This is a genomic window from Mycobacteroides sp. LB1 (assembly GCF_013449725.1).
Taxonomy (GTDB): Bacteria; Actinomycetota; Actinomycetes; order Mycobacteriales; family Mycobacteriaceae; genus Mycobacterium.
The window spans coordinates 840,592-861,442 of the sequence record NZ_JACCFF010000001.1 but is presented as its reverse complement, the minus strand read 5'-3'; the positions used below and the strand labels follow the sequence as shown (position 1 = coordinate 861,442).

Below are 20,851 nucleotides of genomic sequence, written 5' to 3'. Positions count from 1 at the left end.
AGGATTACTCGGCGATCATCTCCGTCGCGAGCAGCGCCTCGGGAATTCCGAACGCATCCACCAATTCCCGCAGATGTGGCCTCAGCTCGGAGCACAGCTGGTTGACACCGCGCCGGATGGCCTTCGCCCGTTCGGTCGACACATGCCGGTGCATGAGGAACCACGACAGGTCGGCTTCGAGCGCGCTGTAGACGAACAGATCGCACAGCTTCTCCAGCAGCTCTTGTGCAGATCGGCTGTCGCAGCTGTCGATCGCCGCGATGAACGCTTCCAGCACCACCCGCTCGGTGTGCGCGGATCCGACCTTGAGGATGTGGTCCTGCGCCGAGTTGAAGACCTCGAAGGGGTCCTCATCCGGGTTGTCATCGTCGGATTGGGCGCGTTGCATCCGGGTTGCCGCGGTCCGCAGCAGATGATCCTCGCGATTGCGCAGCAGGCGCAGCTGCGTGCCGCGATTGCTGAGATCGGACTCCTCGACGTCCTCGTCGGACGAGTCCAGGATCGTCTGGATGACCTGCCGTGCCGCGGAGCGTTCCAGGAGGACATCGCGGGCCATGCCGGCAATAAATCGAGTCCAGCCAACGGCGTTGAGGCCGCGTACGTCCTCGGCATAGGCCGAAAGCAGCTCCTTAGCCACCAGCTGAGTGAGCACGGTGTTATCGCCCTCGAAGGTGGTGAACACGTCGATATCACGCCGCAGGATGGTGAGCTGGTTGGCGTCGAGGTACCCGGCCCCGCCGCACGCCTCGCGGCAGATGGTGATGGCGTGCTGGGCGTGCCAGCTGGTCATTGCCTTCAAACCCGCTGCGGCGCTTTCCAGCTGACGTTGACGGTCGCCGTCCACTTCGTTGGCAGTCTGTACCTCGTGCAGCTCTTCGGTGAGCTCGTTCTGCGCGAACGCCAGCGCGTATGACCGTGCGATCAGGGGCAGCAGCTTGCGTTGATGCACCAGGTAGTCAGCGATGATCACCTCGTCGGTGCTGTCCGGGGTATCGAACTGCTTACGCACCAGGGCATACCGCGACGCGATGGTCAGCGCCTTGCGGGCCGCCGCGCCCGAGGTAGCGGCGACGCTGACCCGTCCGCGGATGAGCGTGCCCAACATGGTGAAGAACCGCTTGTTCTCGTTCTCGATGGGCGAGCTATAAGAGCCATCAGCGCCGACATCCGCATATTTGTTGAGTAGGTTGGCCCGCGGCACCCGCACGTTGTCGAACACGATGCGCCCGTTGTCGACTCCGGCGAGTCCGCCCTTGTATCCACAGTCGCTGGTGGTTACTCCGGGGAGGTCGTTGCCGTCGGCGCCGCGGATCGGCACCACGAAGCAATGGACTCCGCGGCCGGTCGCCTCCTCGCCGGGTCCACCGGTGACGAGCTGCGCGAAAACCGCGGCCACGGCGGCGTGCTCGGCGGCACCGCCGATGTAATCCTTACGCGCGAGATCGCCCTCGGAGCTGAGAATGAAGTCGCCGCTCTCGCTGTCGTAGGTGGCGACGGTTTGCAAGGCCTGGACGTTGGAGCCATGCCCGGTCTCGGTCATGGCGAAACAGCCGAGCACATCGAGATTGATCAGCGGGACCACGTACTGCTCGTGATGTGAAGCGGTACCCAGGTTTTCGATCGCTCCGCCAAAGAGGCCCCATTGCACGCCCGCCTTGACCATCAGCGACAAGTCCGCGTAGCCGAGCATCTCGATGCCGACGATCGCGGCCCCGACGTCGCCAGTGCCGCCGTGTTCCTTTCGGAACCCTGCCTGTGGCACGCCATGTGGTACCAGCTCGCGCATGATCCGCAGCGATCGCGCACGCGCCTCTTCGAGGGTCAGCGAGGGATCGGGAAGTAGGTCGGCGCGGTCCAGATACTCGCGCGCGGCGTCGCGTATCGGACCAAATCGCCCGTCGAGCGCAACACGCAGGTGTGAGCTCAAGGCATGGGGGACGGGCTGGGCATCGGCGGGTGCTGTCCGGGTCTCCATGCATTCGAGCCTAGTCAGGAGCGGCCCGCCGGTTGGCGTTCTGCGGCACGCATCTTGCTATTACCGACCAGCGGTCTAACATACCGACCAGTGGTCTATTTGGGCCATTCGGAAGGAGCCGACGACATGACCACTACATCCACCGCGATCGACCCGGTCCAGCGCACACGCGCATTCGCACGGGTCATCGGCCCATTCGTCGCCACGGTAACCACCATCATCGCTTGTCGGGTGGGCGGTCCTGGCTTCCTCAGTGACAGCTTCTTCAACGACCCGATGTGGACGTGGCTGTTCGGTGCCCTGCTGCTCTTTTGTGGGCTGATGATCATCGCCTTCCATCAGTTTTGGAGAGGCCTCGCTCCGGTGATCATCTCCCTGTTCGGCTGGTTTCTGGCGCTACGAGGATTCGTCCTGCTGGCATTCCCCCACGTGATGCAGAAGGGGGTGGACGCGTCGATGCCCGCAGTGGGTCCGGTGCGGGCCTTCTTCCTGTTCATGGCCGTCGTCGGCCTGTATCTGACGTACGTCGGCTGGATCAAGAAGTCCGCGGCCGGCGACTGATTCAATACCGATGTGATGAGCCGCTTGTGCGAAGAACATCAGCCATGCCGCGCGTGGTGAAGCATCCGGAGGTGCGTCGGACCGAATTGCTCGATCTGGCGATGTCCCTATTCCTGGAACGCGGTTACGAAAAGGTCAGCCTCAACGATCTCATCGCTACCTCTGGGATCTCGAAAGGTGCTTTTTACCACTACTTTTCCTCCAAGGAGGCCCTGGTGGCGGCGCTTGTGGAGCGCAGCGCGGACCAGGCGTTCGAGGCGTTGGGTCCGGTCTTCACCGAGCCGGGGAAGGGTGCATTGGAGCGGTTGAACGCAGGGCTGCGCGCGAGCTACGAGGTCAAGATGGTGCTCGGCGCGCCAGAGAGCATCGCGGCGATGGTCTCGATGCTGCGGCCGGAGAACCAACCGTTGCTGCGCCGGATCTCGGCGATCTGGGAGGACAAGTTTCGGCCGGTACTCACCGAGGTCATCGAGCGGGGAGTCGCCGAAGGGGTGTTCGAGACATTCGATCCCGAAGGCGTCGGTGACATGATCCAAGGCTTTGCGGCCAATATGGGTACCACCGTCCAGCGGATTACCGCTGCGCCGGATGCGCGGGCGCGCGGGGAGGCGATCGATGCGGCGGTGCTGCGTCAGCGGCTCTACGGCGTTGCTACCGACCGCATTCTCGGGCTGCCCGACGGGACAGTCGAGGTGCTGAACCGCGGCCAGATAGAAATGTTGGTCGCCGCGCTCTAGGCCGGGCAATTGCGCTCCAACCCGGTTCAGCAAGCTGTAGGCGAGAGTGTCAGACCCCGCGTGCAGACTTTCTGGCATGCTCGACCTGGTGCTGCCGCTGGCCTGCGGTGGTTGCGGGGCACCATCGACCCGATGGTGCGAGGCCTGCGCCGATGCGTTCTCCGCAGAACCCGTGGTGGTGACCACGCGGGTGGACCCGGGTGTTCCCGTTCTGTCGCTGGGCCGGTACGCCGGCCCCCGACGGCAGGCGATCGTGACGATGAAGGATCGCGGTCGCCACGACCTCACTCTTCCTCTGGGTGCGGCGCTTGCCAGGGGAGTGGGGCAACTACTGCGGTGGCACCTCGTCGAGCCTCCAGTGACGCTGGTTCCGGCCCCCACCCGATGGACGTCGGCGCGTGGACGCGGCGGAGACCCGGTGACTGCGGTCGCCGCTGTCGCCGCCCAGATTCCCGGCGTACACGCTGTACCGCTGCTACGCATGAAGATGGGGGCGCGCGATTCGGTAGGACTGTCAATCTCCGCTCGGCAACGCAATGTGACGGGGCGTATCGCCGTGCGTCGGGGTCCGCGACCGGACACAGAGTTGGTGCTGGTCGACGATGTGCTGACCACCGGTGCCACCGCTGCAGAATCGGTACGAGTGTTGCGAACGGCGGGTTTTCGCGTCGCGGCCGTCCTCACGCTCACGTACTCCTGATGCGTACCTGAGCCCATGTTCGATGCTCTTCGCCTGGTCGGCTCATCGGGCGTGTGACGATCTCGAAACGACTCTTGCGAATCGGTGGCAAGGTGCGTGAACACGGACTACCGTCGGGGCCAACAAGCTATGAACGTTCCGCGTTCGGGCGGTCAAAACCGCTCACCAACACGGAACGCCTGCTTCCCATATCGGCGGAGGAGGTGGTTACCAACCCCAGCGCCGGCGGGCTGCCGTCTCAGCGTTTCAGGCGACTCCGGCGTACTGTAAACATCAAATATGCGCAGCACCAACATTTTTGACCCATCGGGCATGTTGGCCGTGAGCGCACTCTCAGTACGGGAGGTATGAGTTGTCAAGCACATCAAAGGCATCCGTTGCACTCGAGGACGCGGAGCGGACAGCCCAAGCCGATATCGTGGTCAAGGGGCGAAACGTAGAAATTCCGGATCACTTCCGAATCTTTGTGAACGACAAACTGTCCCGTCTGGAACGGTACGACAAAACCCTTTACCTCTTTGACGTAGAACTCGAACATGAACGCAACCGTCGCCAGAAGAAGGTCTGTCAGCGCGTGGAGATCACCGCGCGGGGCCGGGGACCGGTTGTCCGGGGCGAGGCGTGTGCCGACACGTTCCACAGCGCCCTCGAAGCTGCCGTCGCCAAGTTGGAGAGCCGGCTGCGCCGAGGCCGTGACCGCCGCAAGGTTCACTACGGCGACAAGACGCCGGTATCCCTCGCCGAGGCCACCAAGGTTCTCCCGGCCGACGCCTTCACGCCACCCACCACGGTGGATGGCGCGCACAGTCATAACGGTGCCGAGGACGACGGACAGGGTCCGGGTCAGGTCGTGCGGACCAAGGAACACCCGGCCAAGCCGATGACGGTCGACGACGCGCTGTACGAGATGGAACTGGTTGGTCACGACTTCTTCCTGTTCCACGACGAATCCACCGGGTGCCCCTCCGTGGTGTACCGGAGACACGCGTATGACTACGGCCTGATACGCCTCGGGGAGTAGGGCGCGCAGACACCGCGCCGAGAGTCCCCGCACCTGGTCTCACAACCGGTGCGGGGACTTCTCGCATCCTGACCAGGCACTGTTGCCTGGTCACCGAGACTGCATTGAGAGCGTGAAATCCAGGGAATGGGCACTCCCACCGCAGTCTCGATATCGCGGCAGGTCCAGCCCTGACAGCACGTGCGCCTACGATGGGACTCGCTGAAGGCGGATGAGCCGCTTGCGTGAAGACTGAAGGATTGCGCAAGTCCTAACGAGTACAGGGGATATTGACGTGCTGTCGAAGTTGCTGCGCCTCGGTGAAGGTCGCATGGTCAAGCGTCTCAAGGGCATGGCCGATTACGTCAACACCCTGTCGGATGACGTCGAAAAACTGTCCGATGACGAGCTTCGAGGGAAGACCGGCGAGTTCAAGGGACGCCTGGAAAAGGGTGAAACCCTCGACGACCTGATGCCCGAGGCTTTCGCCGTTGCCCGTGAGGCCTCCTGGCGGGTGCTGAGCCAGCGTCACTTCGATGTGCAGGTCATGGGTGGTGCCGCGCTGCACGCCGGGAATGTCGCCGAGATGAAGACCGGTGAGGGCAAGACGCTGACGTGTGTGCTTCCCGCGTATCTGAATGCCCTGGCCGGTAAGGGCACGCACGTCGTCACGGTCAACGACTACCTGGCCAAACGTGACTCGGAGTGGATGGGCCGCGTACACCGCTTCCTCGGCCTGAACGTCGACGTGATCTTGTCGCAGATGACCCCCCAGGAGCGACGCGAGGCCTACAACGCCGACATCACCTACGGCACCAATAACGAGTTCGGTTTCGACTATCTGCGTGACAACATGACCCACTCGCTCGACGAGCTGGTGCAGCGCGGTCATGCATTCGCCATCGTCGACGAGGTGGACTCGATCCTCATCGATGAGGCCCGTACGCCGCTCATCATTTCCGGGCCGGCCGACGGCGCCTCCAACTGGTACCCCGAGTTCGCGCGGCTTGTCCCGCTCATGGAGAAGGACACCCATTACGAGGTGGACATCCGCAAGCGCACCATCGGTATCCACGAAGTCGGGGTGGAGTTCGTCGAGGACCAGCTGGGCATCGACAACCTGTATGAGGCGGCCAACTCGCCGTTGGTGAGCTACCTCAACAACGCGATCAAGGCCAAGGAGCTGTTTAATCGCGACAAGGATTACATTGTCCGCGACGGCGAGGTTCTGATCGTCGACGAGTTCACCGGTCGCGTGTTGCTGGGCCGCCGCTACAACGAGGGCATGCACCAGGCCATCGAGGCCAAGGAGCGGGTGGAGATCAAGGCCGAGAACCAGACGCTGGCCACCATCACCCTGCAGAACTACTTCCGGCTCTACGACAAGCTCGCCGGTATGACCGGTACTGCCCAGACCGAGGCGGCCGAGCTGCACGAGATCTACAAACTCGGCGTCGTGTCGATCCCGACCAACAGGCCGATGGTCCGCAAGGACCAATCCGATCTCATCTACAAGACCGAGGAAGCCAAGTACATCGCGGTCGTCGACGATGTGGTCGAGCGGTACGAGGCAGGCCAGCCCGTCCTCATCGGTACTACGAGTGTTGAACGCTCCGAATACCTTTCGCGGCAGTTCACCAAGCGGCGCATCCCGCATAACGTGCTCAACGCCAAGTACCACGAGCAGGAAGCCGGCATCATCGCTGAGGCGGGGCGCCGGGGGGCCATCACGGTGGCCACCAACATGGCCGGTCGCGGTACCGACATCGTGCTGGGCGGTAACCCGGACTTCTTGGCGGACAAGCACCTTCGCGAGCAGGGCCTGGATCCGGTGGAGACCGCGGACGAGTACCAGGATGCCTGGGACGAGACACTGCAGAAGTTCAAGGACGCCGCCGAGACCGAGGCCAAGGAGGTCCAGGAGGCCGGTGGTCTGTACGTGCTGGGCACCGAGCGGCACGAGTCTCGCCGTATCGACAACCAGTTGCGCGGTCGTTCCGGCCGTCAGGGTGACCCGGGTGAGTCCCGCTTCTACCTATCGCTGGGCGACGAGTTGATGAAGCGTTTCAATGGCGCTGCGCTGGAAACGATTTTGACGCGCATGAATGTGCCGGACGATGTGCCGATCGAGGCCAAGATGGTCACCAGCGCCATCAAGAGCGCCCAGACTCAGGTCGAGCAGCAGAACTTCGAGATCCGCAAGAATGTCCTTAAGTACGACGAGGTGATGAACCAGCAGCGCAAGGTCATCTATGCCGAGCGTCGCCGCATCCTCGATGGCGAGGATCTGCAGCCGCAGATCCGAGAGATGATCACCGACACCATTGCTGCCTACGTCGACGGCGCCACCGCGGAGGGCTATCACGAGGACTGGGACTTCGACGCGTTGTGGACCGCACTCAAGACGCTGTACCCGGTGGGGGTGACTCCCGAAGAGCTGATCGCTTCCGACAAGTACGGTGACGCCGATGAGCTGGGCCCGGTGGATCTCAAGGCGGCTCTGCTTGACGACGCCAAGAAGGCCTACGCCGCGCGTGAAACCGAGATTGACGAGCTGGCCGGTGAAGGCTCGATGCGCCAGCTGGAGCGCAACATCCTGCTCAGTGTGATCGACCGCAAGTGGCGCGAGCACCTGTACGAGATGGACTACCTCAAGGAGGGCATCGGCCTGCGGGCGATGGCGCAGCGCGATCCGCTGGTCGAGTACCAGCGTGAGGGCTACGACATGTTCAGGGCCATGCTCGACGGCCTCAAGGAGGAGTCGGTCGGCTTCCTATTCAACATCAACGTCGAGGTCCAGCAGCCTGTCGACGGAGCTGTTGCGCCGCAGGCCGCACCCGAAGGCTTGGCTGAGTTCGCTTCTGCCGCAGCACAAGCCGCGGGTGGTGCGGTCGCCACTGAGGAAGCGCCGCGCGCACTGCGGGCGAAGGGGCTGGAGGAATCCGAGCCCGAGCTGACTTACTCGGGTCCGGCAGAGGACGGCTCGGCGCAGTCGCGCCACGAAGGCGGCGACGCCTCGAGCTCGGGTGCCGGCACTCGGCGCGAGCGTCGGGAAGCGTCGCGTAATGCGGGCCGTACTTCCAAGCCGCCGCGGTCGCGCCGCAAGCGCTAAAGGGGCGGGGTTGTGTGCAAAAGGGGTGCGCTGAGCGCCCGAAAATGCACCGAACTCGCGGCCTGACGGGTCACGTCGACAGTAGGCCGGCCCGCGCTGCGGTCAGCGTGAGCTGAGTGGCGTGGACGATCAGGTCATCGTCAATGGGGTCGCCTGTCGTGATCGTGCGGTAGAAGAGCGGTGCGCGAAACGTGGTGAGGAGCGTGTCGACATCGCACTCGGCCGGCAGCTCACCCCGGTCGATGGCCCGCCTGATGACCGGTACTGCGCGGACAGCCTGATGGTCGAAGTAGCGTCGGGTGGCTTCGCGAAGCGGGGTGGAACGGAGACCGGCGGTGAGAACCAGTGCGGCAACCTGACGTCCGACACCATCGTTGAGGAGCTCGGCCAGTTCGCGGCCGGTCGCGAGCAGGTCCGATTCGATACCGCCGGTGTCCGGGACCGGGATGGCCTCCAGCGACCAGGTCGTGAGTGCATCCACCAGTAGGTCTTCGAGTGTGGGCCACCGTCGGTAGATGGTGGTCTTGTTGACGCCGGCGCGGGAGGCGACGGCTTCCACGGTCAGCTCGGCATACCCGCGGTCGATCAGCTCACCGAACGCGGCCTCGAGTATCGCCTCGCGGACACGTGCACTGCGCCCACCCGTTCGTCGACCCTGCACGGTCTGCCGATTCGTCATTAATCGCCTCCATAAGTTGCGTTAGTGATGGCGGCATGCAACTCTCATATTATCGCAACAATGCGTTGCGATAACGAAGAGGGGTGGATATGCGCTTCATCTTTGACTCTGACGAGTCGTTCTCGTTCGAGACACTTCGGACGGTCGGATACGCCGTGTACGGAGGTGCTGATATCGGCGAAGTGATCATGACGGCAGAACGAATCACGGCCGGAGACTGGGACTCCTGGTATCTGGAGTGGCGCGCGCTCGCGGACCGAATCGCAGGGATCGGAGACGCGTGTGCGACCGCCGGGCACGCCGTGAGCGCAAGCATTGCCTACCTGCGTGCGTCCAACTACTACCGGACCGCTGAATTCTTTCTTCGCGACGACCCGTCGAATGATCCTCGCGTGTCGGACACGTCCGCACGCGCAATCGACACGTTCCGGAGCGCCCCCGAGATTCAGCAGCGATGGCAGCGTGTGCAAATCCCCTACGAGGGAATTCAATTGGAGGGCTACTACCTCAACGTCAGCGGGGACGACCGTGGGCCGACGTTGCTCGCGCATGGCGGGTTTGATTCGACGGTCGAGGAAATGTACTTCGCGGTCGGGGAGGCCGCGCGGCGCTACGGCTGGAACTGTCTGATCTTCGAGGGGCCCGGGCAGGGCGCTGCGCTGCGTGCTGACAAGGCGACGTTCCGTTACGACTGGGAGGCCGTGGTCACTCCGGTGCTGGACTTCGCCCTCGGCCTTCGCGGAGTCGACCCCGACCGTGTCGCGCTGTTGGGGATGAGCATGGGCGGTTACCTGGCTCCCCGGGCCGCGGCGTTCGAGCCGCGACTGGCGGCGTGCGTGGCATATGACGGCGTGTTCAAGCTGTCTGCGGGCATGCCCAAGGTGCTTGAAAACGAGCACAGATTGGACAGTGGCGAGCGGATTGCGGCGGTTCGCAATCTGATTGCCCATCGAGCGGAGGCGCCCAGCTCACAGCGTTGGGTACTGTCGAATGCCTTGTGGGTGTTCGGGGTTGATACGGCCCAGGCGTTGGTCGACACGGTCGCCAAGTACGACCTCACCGATGTCGCCCATCAGATCTCCTGCCCGACGCTGGTGTGTGAGGCGGAGAACGATCAGTTCTTCCGAGGGCAGCCGTCGATGCTTTACGACGCCCTGCGGTGCCCGAAGACCTATCTGAAGTTCACTGCCGCCGAGGGTGCCGGTGAGCACTGCCATGAGGGAGCCCTGTTGCTATTCCATCAGCGAATGTTCGACTGGCTCGACGACGTCATTAGATTCTGACAGGGCTCCGCACTTCATGAAGACATTTGCGCGCCAAAGGCATCCGGAGGCAGGCGTCGGATGACCGGCGGCCAGGTCAGCCGAGTTGCAGGGCGACGACCAGCCAACTGCCCTTGACGGATTCGATCCGTCCGGCGAATGCCTTGGTGCGTCCGTTGCGCTGGAACGTCCCGAAGATCTCCGCCACGTCGTCCCCGCAGCAGCGCACTCGAATCTTGCTGAGCCGCGCGGCGGTGGTGGCGGGGGTGCGAGCCGCACGTGCCATCACCGCGCTGAGCGGTCCGTCGGCCAGCAGCGGTCGCAGTTGGACCATGGGCCGTCGCCGATCCATGACTTCGAGAACGCGGCGTAGTGCGGCGTCCGCGAACGCGACCACCTGCGGCGGCGGAGATTGTTCGCGCAGATGTGCTTGCCGCTCGATACCCGCTGGCCGAGTCCGCGATTGATGCAACGTTCCGGGCCGCAGCGAATGACAGGCCGCAGGCAAGCTGGCCAGCACCGGCGCCGGTTCGTAATCGACAACCCGGGTGACATAGCGATGAGACATTTCCCTCCCCAGTGAATGAGCCCCCACATTTGCTCTGCTGGAGAGAGGCAGATCGTTGCCGAACATAATCGCACAGCCGATGTCGAGAGCGCCAGGGTAGGGTTGGCCCAGCTGCGCCGCTGGGTACAAGTGGCGAAATTTCTAGGGGAAGGCGGCGCGGGTAGTGGTCAGCAGGTTGTCCGCCGTTGACGCGTCGTTCTACTCGAGCGAGGACAGCTCCACCCCTATGCACGTCGGCTCGCTGGCGATCATTCGCAAGCCCCGCGGAGGCTTCACCTATGAGGAGCTTCTCGCGTTGGTGGAGAGTCGACTTCCGCAAGTTCCGCGATACCGACAGAAGGTCAAGGAGATCGGGTTTGGGCTGGCCCGACCAGTCTGGCTCGACGATGTCGACTTCGATATCACCTACCACATTCGTCGGTCGGCGTTGCCGTCCCCGGGTAGTGACGGGCAGCTGCAAGATCTGGTGGCCCGGTTGACATCTCGCCCGTTGGACCGCTCGCGGCCGCTGTGGGAGATGTACCTGGTGGAGGGATTGTCCAAGAACCGGTTGGCTATCTACACGAAGACGCATCAAGCGTTGGTGGACGGCCAGTCCGCAACTGAACTCGGGCAGGTCATGTTCGACCGGACTGCCCGTACGCCAGAGTTCGAGGAAGACATCTGGGTTCCTGCGCATGAACCGAGTTCCAATGAGCTCATCGCCGGTGCGGTATCCGAATGGCTGGCGCGCCCCGGTGCGCGACTTGAGGCGGTACGCAGCACGGTCGCCGACGTCGCGTCGCTGACAGGGGAGATCGGTGAGTTGGGCGAGCGCATGGTGAAGGTGGTGCGCACCGCGGCTCGCGGTACCGCCCCGCGTGGGCCGCTGAACCAGCCCGTATCGCGCAGTCGGCGGTTCACCGTGGTGACCACAAAATTAGCCGACTACCGGCGGGTGCGTGCCAAATACGATTGTGATGTCAACGATGTGGTGCTGGCGGTAGTCGCTGGGGCACTGCGCAATTGGTTGTTGAGCAGAGGGGAACCCGTTACTCCCGCCTCGATGATCAGGGCGATGGTGCCGATGTCGGTATTCCGGGACGGCGATCTGGATGTCGTCGCGGAGGGGGCCGCGACCACCGAGGTGTCACCGTTCCTCGTTGACCTACCGGTCGGTGAGGGCAACGCTGTGGTGCGCCTATCGCAGATCGCGCATGCCACCGAATCGCATTCTGCGGCATTCAGTTTGGTAGATGTTCCAAAGATGGCGGCGCTGTCGGGGTTCGTGCCGCCCACTCTGCATGCGTTGGCGGCCCGAGTCGCGGCGACACTGCCGAACCGGCTGTTCAACCTGCTGGTCACGAATGTGCCTGGGCCGCAAGTACCGATGTACTTGGGTGGTGCGCGCCTGGCAGAGATTTATCCGGTGCCACCGCTGCTGCGTAATCAGGTGTTGTCGATCGGACTCACCTCCTACAACGGCGTTGTGTACCACGGGATAAATGCAGACCGGGACGCGATGCCCGATGCCGACATGATTCCGGTGCTCATCACCGAGGCGCTCGACGAATTGTTGGAGGCGGCACAGTAATGCAGGTGTATATCCCGGTGACGCTGTCGATGCTGCGCGGACTGGTGACTGACGGCGAGCTGTGGCCGGTGAACGGCACCGCCTTCGCGGTGACACCGGCGCTGCGTGAGGCCTACTCCGCGGGCGACGAGGACGAGCTGTCCGAGGTGGCGATGCGCGAGGCGGCGCTTGCCTCGCTGCGGCTACTGGCCAACGAGGACGGTGGCGACGGGCTGCCGGCTCGCCGGGCGGTGCTGGTCGCGGATGCCGAGGAAGCGAAGCTGCGTCCCGATCTGGACGATGCCGTGGTCCGGCTGGCGGGTGCGGTGCCGATGTCTGCGGTGGTGGCTGCGCATATCGACCTGTCACAGGCCGAGCCGGATGTGGTGCGGGCGGCCGAGGTGATCGATGCCGCGGATCTGGGCGATGAGGATGCCGAGCTGGTGGTCGGGGATGCCCAGGACCACGATTTGGCTTGGTACGCGACCCAAGAACTGCCGTTCCTACTCGACCTGCTGTAGGCGGCATGACCTGGCCGATTGGCCTGTTCCCGACCAGTAACCTACGGTAGCGTAGGTTACGCCTCGCTGGGCATCTCCTTCGTCAATGGAAGGTCATCGGCTGTGAAACTGGCTTCCTGGCTCGACGCATCGGCTCCGGGTGGGCCCAAGTCACGCCATGCTGCGGTAAACGTCTTGCGTGGCTTGGCTTCTCGCATCACCACGCCACTGCTGCCGGATGACTACTTGAGCCTGGCCAACCCGCTATGGTCTGCTCGCGAATTGCGCGGGCGCGTGGTCAGCGTGCACAAGGAAACGAGCGACTCCGCGACCCTGGAGATCAAGCCGGGCTGGGGCTTCCACTTCGACTATCGCCCCGGTCAATACGTCGGCATCGGCGTGCTTATCGACGGCCGTTGGCGTTGGCGGTCGTACTCACTGACATCGGCACCCGTGCACGCCGGCGGTTCGGGGCGCACCATCACCATCACCGTCAAGGCGATGCCTGAGGGATTCCTCTCCACGCACCTGGTCAACGGCCTGGAGCCGGGCACGATCGTCCGGCTGGCCGCCCCTCAGGGGAACTTCGTGCTGGACGACCCCGCGCCACCCGCGATCTTGTTTCTCACTGCGGGCAGTGGCGTCACCCCGGTGATGTCGATGCTGCGGACATTGGTGCGGCGCTCGGCCGCGGCGGATTTACCGCTGCCCAATGTGATGCACCTGCATTCGGCGCCGACCGAGGGTGATGTGATGTTCGCAGGTGAGCTCGCCGCATTGTCGGACGCGCATCCGTCGTATCAGTACCGCTTGCGGACGACGAAAACCCAAGGACGCCTGGATCTTTCATCGCTATCCTCCGAGGTCCCCGACTGGGCGCAACGCCAGACGTGGGCTTGCGGACCGGAAGGCATGCTCGATGATGCGCAGCGGGTGTGGACCGATGCCGGTGTGGCCGAGCTGCTGCACCTCGAGAGGTTCGCGGTCTCGCGCGCCGCACCGCATGGCCAGGGTGGTCGGGTGACCTTCGCGCGCAGCGGTAAGCAGCGTGACGCCGATGCGGCCACGTCGTTGATGGAGGCGGGTGAGGAGGCCGGGGTGCAGATGCCCTTCGGCTGCCGGATGGGAATCTGCCAGACCTGCGTGGTGCCGCTGCTGGAAGGGCACGTCCGTGACCTGCGCAACGGCACCGAGCATGAGCCCGGAACACGTATTCAAACCTGCATTTCCGCAGCTTCGGGCGATTGCGTGCTCGACGTTTGAGGTTTACGGACTAGTAACCTACGGAACCGTAGGTTACGGTATCGTAAGGGCTGAACGGGCGAAGGGAGCTCAAGGATGGCGATCTCGGATATCCAGGAATTCGCGCACCTCACGGAGGCCGATGTCGAGGCTCTCGGCCACGAACTGGATGCGATCCGTCGTGATGTCGAGGAATCGCTCGGAGCTGTCGACCGCCGCTATATCCGTCGCACCATCGCGGCGCAGCGAACCCTTGAGTTGAGCGGGCGAGTGCTGCTGGCGGCGAGCAAGAAGCGGTCCGCATGGTGGGCAGGAGCAGTGACTCTCGGCGTGGCCAAGATCGTCGAGAACATGGAGATCGGTCACAACGTCATGCACGGCCAGTGGGACTGGATGAACGATCCCGAAATCCATTCCTCCAACTGGGAATGGGACATGGTGGACCCGTCCTCGCACTGGAAGCAGACCCATAACTACATCCACCACAAGTACACGAATGTGCTTGGCATGGACGACGATGTGGGCTACGGGCTGCTCCGCATCACCCGCGACAAGAAGTGGTCGCCATTCAACCTGGGCAACCTCGCGTACAACACGCTACTGATGCTCCTGTTCGAATGGGGTGTTGGTGCACAGCATTTGGAGCTGGGCAAGGTGGCGCAGGGACGTGCCGACAAGGGAGAGTTCGCGGCCAAGCGTGAAGAGGTGCTGGCCAAGATAGGCAAGCAGGTGGCCAAGGATTACGTCTTGTACCCCGCGGCCAGTGCGCTCTCGCCGACGGGCAGTTTCCGTAAGACCGCCACCGCCAACGCGCTGGCCAACGTGATCCGGAACATCTGGTCCAACGCCGTCATCTTTTGCGGACACTTCCCGGATGGTGCCGAGAAGTTCACCAAGCAGGACCTGGAGAACGAGACGCAGGGTCAGTGGTATCTGCGACAGATGTTGGGCAGTGCCAACTTTGACGCCGGCCCAGGAATGGCGTTCATGAGCGGCAACCTGTGCTATCAGATCGAGCACCATCTGTTCCCGGATCTGCCGAGTAACCGGTTGTCGACGGTGGCGGTGCGAGTGCGTGAACTATGCGACAAGTACGACCTGCCGTACACCTCCGGCCCGTTCCTGGTGCAATACGCCAAGGCCTGGCGGACCATCGCCAAGCTGTCATTGCCGGATAAGTACCTGAAATACACCGCCGACAACGCTCCGGAAACCCGCAGCGTCAAGATGTTTGACGATTTGGAGCCACGCGAGCGACGCGGGCTGAAGTCTGCCTTCGCCGCGGTGCGCGAACGCAGAAAGACTCGGCCCACCGTCAAGGTGTGATGAGAGAACGTAAAAGCCCCCGAACGCTTAAGTGCGTCGGGGGCTTTTACGTTGGTCGCGGTGCGGCTATCCCAGGCCGGAGACGGATAGCCACATGGTTGCCCAGGCGGCGACACCACATGCGGAAATGGCTGCCACGCTGGCGATTCTGCGGAAGTAACTCGTCATCTGTCAGCCCCTGACCCTCATTGGCTGTCTCCGTCGCAGCCACTGATGGCAACGCTAATCGGCGTGTGCTGTTCCCGCGATCCGAGACGGGCCTCGCAACCAAGAGTTAGGACGTTGTTAACACAGAAAGCAACTGGCGAACTGCTATTACCCGTTTCGCTGACGCCCCCGTCAACTCGTCGAGCATGCATTCGGGATCTGCCGGTGGGCCAAGGTGCTGGCAGCCGCGCGGGCAGTCGCCGATGGCCCCGGCGAGGTCGCTGAACGCGGCCACCACATCGGACGGCTGAATATGGGCCAAACCGAACGACCTGATACCCGGGGTGTCGATGACCCAGCCCGATGGATGCAGCGGCAGTGCCACCGATTGGGTCGACGTGTGACGCCCCTTGCCGACGCCCGTCACCTCGCCGGTCGGCCGATGGGCCTCGGGGACAAGGCGGTTCACCAATGTGGACTTACCGACCCCGGAATGTCCGAGCAGTGCGGTGAGACGACCCGTCAATATTTCCATGACCGGTTCGACGGGTGCATCACGTCCCGTCTTGATGACCTGCAGATTGAGATCTTCGAATTGTGCGGCGAACGAATCCGGGTCGGCGAGATCGGTTTTGGTGAGCGCCAGGATCGGGGTGAGTCCTCCGGCGTAGGCGGCGATGAGGGTCCGCTCCACCAGCCCGGTGCGCGGCGGAGGATCGGCGACCGCCACCACGATGAGTAGTTGGTCGGCATTGGCCACGAAGATCCGCTCGAAGGGATCGGTATCATCAGCGGTGCGGCGCAACACCGTTCGCCGCTCTTCCAACCGGACAATCCGGGCCAGTGCGTCGGTGCGTCCGGACAGATCGCCCACCAGGCTTACGGTGTCGCCCACCACGATCGGGGTGCGACCGAGCTCCCGCGCCCGCATGGCGGTGACCCGTTGATCGGGGTCGCCGTGCAGTACACAACCCCACCGGCCGCGATCGACGGTGACCACCATCGCAGGTACGGCGTCGGCATGGTCGGGGCGGTTCTTGGTGCGAGGCCGCGAGCGTTTGCCCGGCCGAATGCGGGCGTCGGACTCGTCGTACTCGCGGGGACTCAAGAGGCGTGACCGCCCGGTCCCGGTGTGCCGCTTGCGCGAAGAGCTTCAGCCTGGGCGAGCATGTCGGCCCACATTCCGGGGAAGTCGGGCAGTGTCTTGCCGGTCGTGGCGATATCGTCGACGGAGATTCCCGGCACCTTGAGGCCGACGAGTGCACCGGCGGTCGCCATGCGGTGATCCGCGTAGGAGCCCCACACCCCACCGTGCAGATCGGTGGCGACAATCCGCAGCCCGTCCTCGGTCTCCTCGCATTGCCCACCGAGAGCATTGATTTCGTGGGCGAGCGCCTTGAGCCGGTCGGTCTCGTGCCCGCGCAGATGTGCGATCCCACGCAGCGTGGAGATGCTCCCGGGCTTGGCCAGAGCGGCCAGCGCCGCCACCGTGGGCGTCAGCTCACCCACCTCGGCGAGGTCCAGATCGACACCGTCGTAACCGGTCCGCCCGATGACCTCCAGATGTGAATCCGTCAGCGAGACACGGTGAGCGAACTGGCGGACGACACCTTCGATCTGGCGTGCGGGCTGGGTGGATTGTCGCGGCCAGCCGGTGATCCGGACGCTGCCGCCGGTCGCCAACGCCGGTGCAATGAAGGCCAGCGCGTTCGACAGATCGGGCTCAATTAGCCAGTTATGGGCCGGAATTGGTTGCGGTTCGATATGCCAGCGGCCCGGAGCGGAGTCATCCACGGAGACACCTGCCTCGCGCAGCATCGTCACCGTCATCACCACGTGCGGACCCGAGGGCAGTACGTCGGCAGTGTTGACCGCCGTCAACCCGTCGGTGAACGCGGCGCCGGAAAGCAGGAGGCCGGAAACGAATTGGGACGATCCCGAAGCGTCGACGCCGACCTTGCCGCCCTGCACCCGCCCGGTGCCGGCCACCGTGAACGGCAGGTGCTGTCCGTCGATGCCGACTCCGATCGAACGCAGTGCGTCCAGCAGGGGAGCGATGGGTCGGGAGCGTGCCTGTTCGTCACCGTCAAAGACCGTGGGGGCATGGCGAAGTGCTGCCACCGATGGCAGGAACCGAAGTACCGTCCCGGCCAGACCGCAGTCAACCGTCGACGCGTCGTCATCGCCGGACCCGGGTGAGACCGTCAGATCGGTGCCTTCGCCGCTGACGTCATACCCGAGGGCGCGGACCGCGCCGATCATCAGATCCGTATCGCGGCTGCGCAGAGCACCGGACACCGTGGATGTGCCGCCCTCGCGTGCGGCGAGCGCGGCGAGTACCAGCGCCCGATTGGTCTGCGATTTGGAGCCGGGCATGGTGATGGTCGCGTTGACGGAACCGTCGATCGTCGGTGCCTGCCAGTGTCCGCTCGTCACAGCGCCATTGTCCCGGACGAGTACCTGCGGTAACCCCACCGGCCCCTGCTGAGTGGCAGCATGGCGATATGTGCGGACGGTACGCGGTGACGATCGACCCGGCCCTGCTCGCCGGTGAGATCGACGCGGTGGACGAAACAAGCACCGCGAGTGAGACATCTTCACTGCAGCTTCCGAGGATTCCGAACTACAACGTTGCGCCCACCGATCCGGTGCTCACGGTTGTCGCAAGGCACCGCGAGCCCGGGGACGTCCCCTCGCGTCGCATTCGCGCCATGCGCTGGGGGTTGGTGCCGACATGGGCCAAGGCGCGCGAGGACGGCCGTCCGGAAGCCAAGGGCGCGCCGCTCATCAATGCCCGGGTGGAAAGCCTCGCTACAGCGGCGACATTCCGCACCTCAGCGCGGTCCAAGCGATGCCTCGTCCCGCTGGACGGCTGGTACGAGTGGCGCAAGGGTGCTGACGAGTTCGCGGCGCGCAAAACCATCAAGACACCGTTCTATATGAGTGCAGGGGACGGGAAGCAGTTGTTCGCGGCCGGTCTGTGGTCGGTGTGGAAGCCAGCCAAGGACGCGGCGCCACTGCTGAGCTGCACGATCGTGACCACGGATGCCGTCGGCCCGCTGCAAGAGATCCACAACCGGATGCCGTTGATGCTCGGTGCGCAGCTGTGGGATCGCTGGCTGGACCCGGACCAGGACCTGGACCTGGACCAGAATCTGCTGCAGGCCGCGGACGAAGCAGCCGGCATCGGAATCCGGCAGGTGTCATCGCTGGTTAACAGCGTCGCCAACAATGGTCCGGAGCTGCTTGTCCCAGCTGATCGCACCGCGACGGAACAGGTGGGGGAGCAGATCACCCTGCTGTGATGGATGCCGTCACAGCGTTGGCGAGCCGGAGCAGGTCTGCGGGTGCCAGCGCCAACTGTAGACCGCGTTTCCCAGCGCTGCACAGGATGCGATCCCATGTCAGCGCCGACGAATCGATGACTGTGGGCAACGGTTTGCGTTGCCCGAGCGGCGAGATTCCGCCCACCACATAACCCGAGCTGCGCTCGGCCGCTGCCGGATCGGCCATCGTGGCCTTCCCCCGACCGAGAGCGGCCGCGGCAGCCTTGAGTGACAGCGTCGCAGGCACCGGGATCACCGCGACCGCCAGCTCTGGCCCGCGATCCAGTGAGATCAGTAGCGTTTTGAAGACCTGCTCGGAAGCTAAACCGGAGCCCGCAAGCGCGCGCACCGCCTCGTCACCGAACGCGTTCTCGCCGGGACGGTGTTCATACGGCAGCAGCGCATAGTCGACACCAGCGGCGATCACCGCGGCGACGGCTGGAGTGGCAGCTTTGGCGGCCTTGGAACCCACGAACTGGACAGTAATGCCCGACGACGAGCCGCTTGCGCGAAGAGCATCCGACTAGGTCCATTGATTTTCCAGTTGACAGTGGAGATACGTTGGGAAATACCCCGGCATGCGTCGGTGTTGAGAAGTCTGTCCGCAAAGACGGGCAGACTATGGTCCTCAACCCGGAAAGGGGTATTGCAGGTGACAATGGCGTGCCTCGAACGTCCGATGTCGGTGCCGATCCGTATGGTCGGTGTCGCTACCGAAAGGACCGCCGTGACCAGCATGAGGGACCCTGCCGATACGTCCGTTGGCGATACCCAGCCGCCAGGTCACGTCGAGACCGAGGCTGAGCGGACCGCACGGTTCGAACGTGACGCGTTGCCGCTGCTGGACCAGCTCTACGGTGCCGCGTTGCGGATGACCAGAAATCCCGCGGATGCCGAGGACCTGGTGCAGGAGACGATGGTCAAGGCATACGCCGGGTTCGGGACCTTCAAAGAGGGCACGAACCTCAAGGCGTGGCTGTACCGGATTCTCACGAATACCTACATCAACATCTATCGCAAGAAGCAGCGCCAGCCGGCGGAGTATCCGACCGAGGAAATCACCGATTGGCAGCTGGCTGCGAACGCCGAGCACACCTCTACGGGGCTGCGGTCAGCGGAGATCGAGGCACTTGATGGACTGCCTGATGACGAGATCAAGGCGGCGTTGAATATGCTGCCGGAAGAATTCCGGATGGCCGTGTACTACGCGGACGTCGAAGGCTTCCCCTACAAGGAGATCGCCGAGATCATGGAGACCCCCATCGGCACGGTTATGTCGCGGCTGCACCGTGGCCGTCGGCAGCTGCGCGAATTGCTGTCCGAAGTGGCCAAGGATCGCGGCTTCCTGCGCAAGAATGAGTTGGCGGAGGGCCGGGCATGACCGACGGTGAGCTTAAGGACACGGGCAACTGCGAAGTATCAGGTTGCGCCGAGGTGATCGCGGAGGTCTGGACTCTCCTTGACGGCGAATGCAGCGCTGAGAGCAGCGCGCGGCTGCGGCATCACCTCGAAGAATGCCCGGGTTGCCTGCAGCACTACGGCATCGAAGAGCAGATCAAAACACTCGTAGCCCGCAAGTGCGGTGGAGATAAGGCACCTGACGGGCTACGAGAGCGTCTGAAATTCAAGATCAGCCAAACTACTGTCATCCAGCAGCGGGCCGACAACTCTTAGCTGTTGGGGCGCTTGCCGTGGTTAGCGGCGTTGTGCTTACGGCTGCGCTTCTTGCGACCACGCTTGGCCATGGGAATCTCCTTCGGATATGTCGATCGGGTTCCGGGGTGTCAACCCCGATAACAGTCCATCCGCGCTAGGCGCGCGCTGGTGTATGTATCCATTCTCTCATGCCGGTGAGGGTGGTTGAACGCGTGGATGCCGTGCGTGTGGTTCGATACTGAGGACCGGTAACTGGATGTTGACGAGAGCGAGGTGGCGCGCAGATGGCCGAGGAAGTACACGCCGAGATCGTGGCCAGCGTGCTGGAAGTGCTCGTCAAGACGGGTGATCAGATCGCCGAAGGTGACACCATTGTCCTGCTGGAATCCATGAAGATGGAGATCCCGGTACTGGCCGAGGTGGCAGGGACCATCAGTGACGTGAGCGTGTCGGTGGGCGATGTGATTCAAGCCGGCCACCTGATCGCTGTCATCGACGACTGATTTTC

21 protein-coding genes are annotated in these 20,851 nt (G+C 63.7%); 14 read left to right on the top strand and 7 right to left on the bottom strand.

What is annotated here, in order from left to right; genetic code table 11:
- Positions 1-4 precede the first annotated feature (4 nt).
- Entirely contained in the window at positions 5-1,975 is a 1,971-nt protein-coding gene (locus MLB1_RS04420; protein ID WP_180748476.1) for an acyl-CoA dehydrogenase, read from the bottom strand.
- A gap of 126 nt (positions 1,976-2,101) precedes the next feature.
- Here MLB1_RS04420 and MLB1_RS04415 point away from each other — a divergent pair, with 126 nt between their 5' ends.
- The 5 genes from MLB1_RS04415 (at position 2,102) to secA (ending at position 8,085) form a co-directional block, all read left to right on the top strand.
- A complete protein-coding gene (locus tag MLB1_RS04415; RefSeq protein WP_180748475.1) occupies positions 2,102-2,536 on the top strand; it encodes a hypothetical protein in 435 nt (144 codons plus the stop codon).
- A gap of 44 nt (positions 2,537-2,580) precedes the next feature.
- Positions 2,581-3,273, top strand: a complete 693-nt coding sequence (locus MLB1_RS04410) for a TetR/AcrR family transcriptional regulator (RefSeq protein WP_180748474.1) — start codon at positions 2,581-2,583, stop codon at positions 3,271-3,273.
- A 76-nt stretch (positions 3,274-3,349) separates the two neighbouring features.
- Positions 3,350-3,973, top strand: coding sequence for a ComF family protein (locus MLB1_RS04405; RefSeq protein WP_180748473.1), 624 nt, complete (start codon positions 3,350-3,352; stop codon positions 3,971-3,973).
- A 352-nt stretch (positions 3,974-4,325) separates the two neighbouring features.
- Positions 4,326-4,994, top strand: a complete 669-nt coding sequence (gene hpf / locus MLB1_RS04400; protein WP_180748472.1) for a ribosome hibernation-promoting factor, HPF/YfiA family — start codon at positions 4,326-4,328, stop codon at positions 4,992-4,994.
- 274 nt (positions 4,995-5,268) lie between these two features.
- The gene (secA, locus tag MLB1_RS04395) at positions 5,269-8,085 is read left to right on the top strand and encodes a preprotein translocase subunit SecA (protein ID WP_180748471.1); all 2,817 of its coding nucleotides are present in this window, start codon (positions 5,269-5,271) and stop codon (positions 8,083-8,085) included.
- Positions 8,086-8,155: 70 nt separating this feature from the next.
- On the opposite strand, the gene MLB1_RS04390 is transcribed toward secA, so the two are convergent.
- Positions 8,156-8,764, bottom strand: a complete 609-nt coding sequence (locus MLB1_RS04390; protein ID WP_180748470.1) for a TetR/AcrR family transcriptional regulator — start codon at positions 8,762-8,764, stop codon at positions 8,156-8,158.
- Between the two features lie 89 nt (positions 8,765-8,853).
- On the opposite strand from MLB1_RS04390, the gene MLB1_RS04385 reads away from it, so the two are divergent.
- Positions 8,854-10,047 carry an alpha/beta fold hydrolase gene (locus MLB1_RS04385; protein WP_180748469.1) on the top strand — a complete coding sequence of 398 codons (1,194 nt, stop codon included), beginning with the start codon at positions 8,854-8,856 and terminating at the stop codon, positions 10,045-10,047.
- Between the two features lie 76 nt (positions 10,048-10,123).
- On the opposite strand, the gene MLB1_RS04380 is transcribed toward MLB1_RS04385, so the two are convergent.
- Entirely contained in the window at positions 10,124-10,594 is a 471-nt protein-coding gene (locus tag MLB1_RS04380) for an Rv3235 family protein (protein WP_180748468.1), read from the bottom strand.
- A gap of 163 nt (positions 10,595-10,757) precedes the next feature.
- Between MLB1_RS04380 and MLB1_RS04375 the strand changes: the two genes are divergently transcribed.
- The 4 genes from MLB1_RS04375 to MLB1_RS04360 all read left to right on the top strand — a co-directional run bounded on the left by MLB1_RS04375 (position 10,758) and on the right by MLB1_RS04360 (position 15,214).
- Positions 10,758-12,167 carry a wax ester/triacylglycerol synthase family O-acyltransferase gene (locus tag MLB1_RS04375; RefSeq protein WP_180748467.1) on the top strand — a complete coding sequence of 470 codons (1,410 nt, stop codon included), beginning with the start codon at positions 10,758-10,760 and terminating at the stop codon, positions 12,165-12,167.
- Entirely contained in the window at positions 12,167-12,667 is a 501-nt protein-coding gene (locus MLB1_RS04370) for a hypothetical protein (RefSeq protein ID WP_180748466.1), read from the top strand. Before MLB1_RS04375 ends, MLB1_RS04370 begins: the two co-directional genes overlap by 1 nt.
- Before the next feature lie 102 nt (positions 12,668-12,769).
- Positions 12,770-13,909, top strand: a complete 1,140-nt coding sequence (locus tag MLB1_RS04365) for a ferredoxin reductase (RefSeq protein ID WP_180748465.1) — start codon at positions 12,770-12,772, stop codon at positions 13,907-13,909.
- A gap of 75 nt (positions 13,910-13,984) precedes the next feature.
- A complete protein-coding gene (locus MLB1_RS04360; protein WP_180748464.1) occupies positions 13,985-15,214 on the top strand; it encodes a fatty acid desaturase in 1,230 nt (409 codons plus the stop codon).
- A gap of 274 nt (positions 15,215-15,488) precedes the next feature.
- Here the strand turns inward: MLB1_RS04360 and rsgA are convergent, their stop codons facing one another.
- Both rsgA and aroA read right to left on the bottom strand, forming a co-directional pair.
- Positions 15,489-16,469, bottom strand: coding sequence for a ribosome small subunit-dependent GTPase A (gene rsgA, locus MLB1_RS04355; protein WP_180748463.1), 981 nt, complete (start codon positions 16,467-16,469; stop codon positions 15,489-15,491).
- Positions 16,466-17,797, bottom strand: a complete 1,332-nt coding sequence (gene aroA, locus MLB1_RS04350; RefSeq protein WP_180748462.1) for a 3-phosphoshikimate 1-carboxyvinyltransferase — start codon at positions 17,795-17,797, stop codon at positions 16,466-16,468. The genes rsgA and aroA overlap by 4 nt, the downstream gene beginning before the upstream one ends.
- Positions 17,798-17,865: 68 nt before the next feature.
- Here aroA and MLB1_RS04345 point away from each other — a divergent pair, with 68 nt between their 5' ends.
- The gene (locus tag MLB1_RS04345) at positions 17,866-18,666 is read left to right on the top strand and encodes an SOS response-associated peptidase (RefSeq protein ID WP_180748461.1); all 801 of its coding nucleotides are present in this window, start codon (positions 17,866-17,868) and stop codon (positions 18,664-18,666) included.
- Here MLB1_RS04345 and MLB1_RS04340 read toward each other — a convergent pair.
- Positions 18,653-19,159 carry an aminoacyl-tRNA deacylase gene (locus tag MLB1_RS04340; RefSeq protein ID WP_180748460.1) on the bottom strand — a complete coding sequence of 169 codons (507 nt, stop codon included), beginning with the start codon at positions 19,157-19,159 and terminating at the stop codon, positions 18,653-18,655. The genes MLB1_RS04345 and MLB1_RS04340 overlap by 14 nt on opposite strands.
- A 186-nt stretch (positions 19,160-19,345) precedes the next feature.
- Between MLB1_RS04340 and MLB1_RS04335 the strand changes: the two genes are divergently transcribed.
- A complete protein-coding gene (locus tag MLB1_RS04335; RefSeq protein ID WP_371750589.1) occupies positions 19,346-20,068 on the top strand; it encodes a sigma-70 family RNA polymerase sigma factor in 723 nt (240 codons plus the stop codon).
- The gene (rsrA, locus tag MLB1_RS04330) at positions 20,065-20,361 is read left to right on the top strand and encodes a mycothiol system anti-sigma-R factor (protein ID WP_180748459.1); all 297 of its coding nucleotides are present in this window, start codon (positions 20,065-20,067) and stop codon (positions 20,359-20,361) included. The genes MLB1_RS04335 and rsrA overlap by 4 nt, the downstream gene beginning before the upstream one ends.
- Here the strand turns inward: rsrA and MLB1_RS24240 are convergent.
- The gene (locus tag MLB1_RS24240) at positions 20,358-20,432 is read right to left on the bottom strand and encodes a 50S ribosomal protein bL37 (RefSeq protein WP_085988129.1); all 75 of its coding nucleotides are present in this window, start codon (positions 20,430-20,432) and stop codon (positions 20,358-20,360) included. The genes rsrA and MLB1_RS24240 overlap by 4 nt on opposite strands.
- A gap of 195 nt (positions 20,433-20,627) precedes the next feature.
- On the opposite strand from MLB1_RS24240, the gene MLB1_RS04325 reads away from it, so the two are divergent.
- Positions 20,628-20,846 (top strand): biotin/lipoyl-binding carrier protein, encoded by a 219-nt coding sequence (locus MLB1_RS04325; protein ID WP_180748458.1) that lies wholly within the window; start codon positions 20,628-20,630, stop codon positions 20,844-20,846.
- The last annotated feature ends 5 nt before the right edge of the window (positions 20,847-20,851 follow it).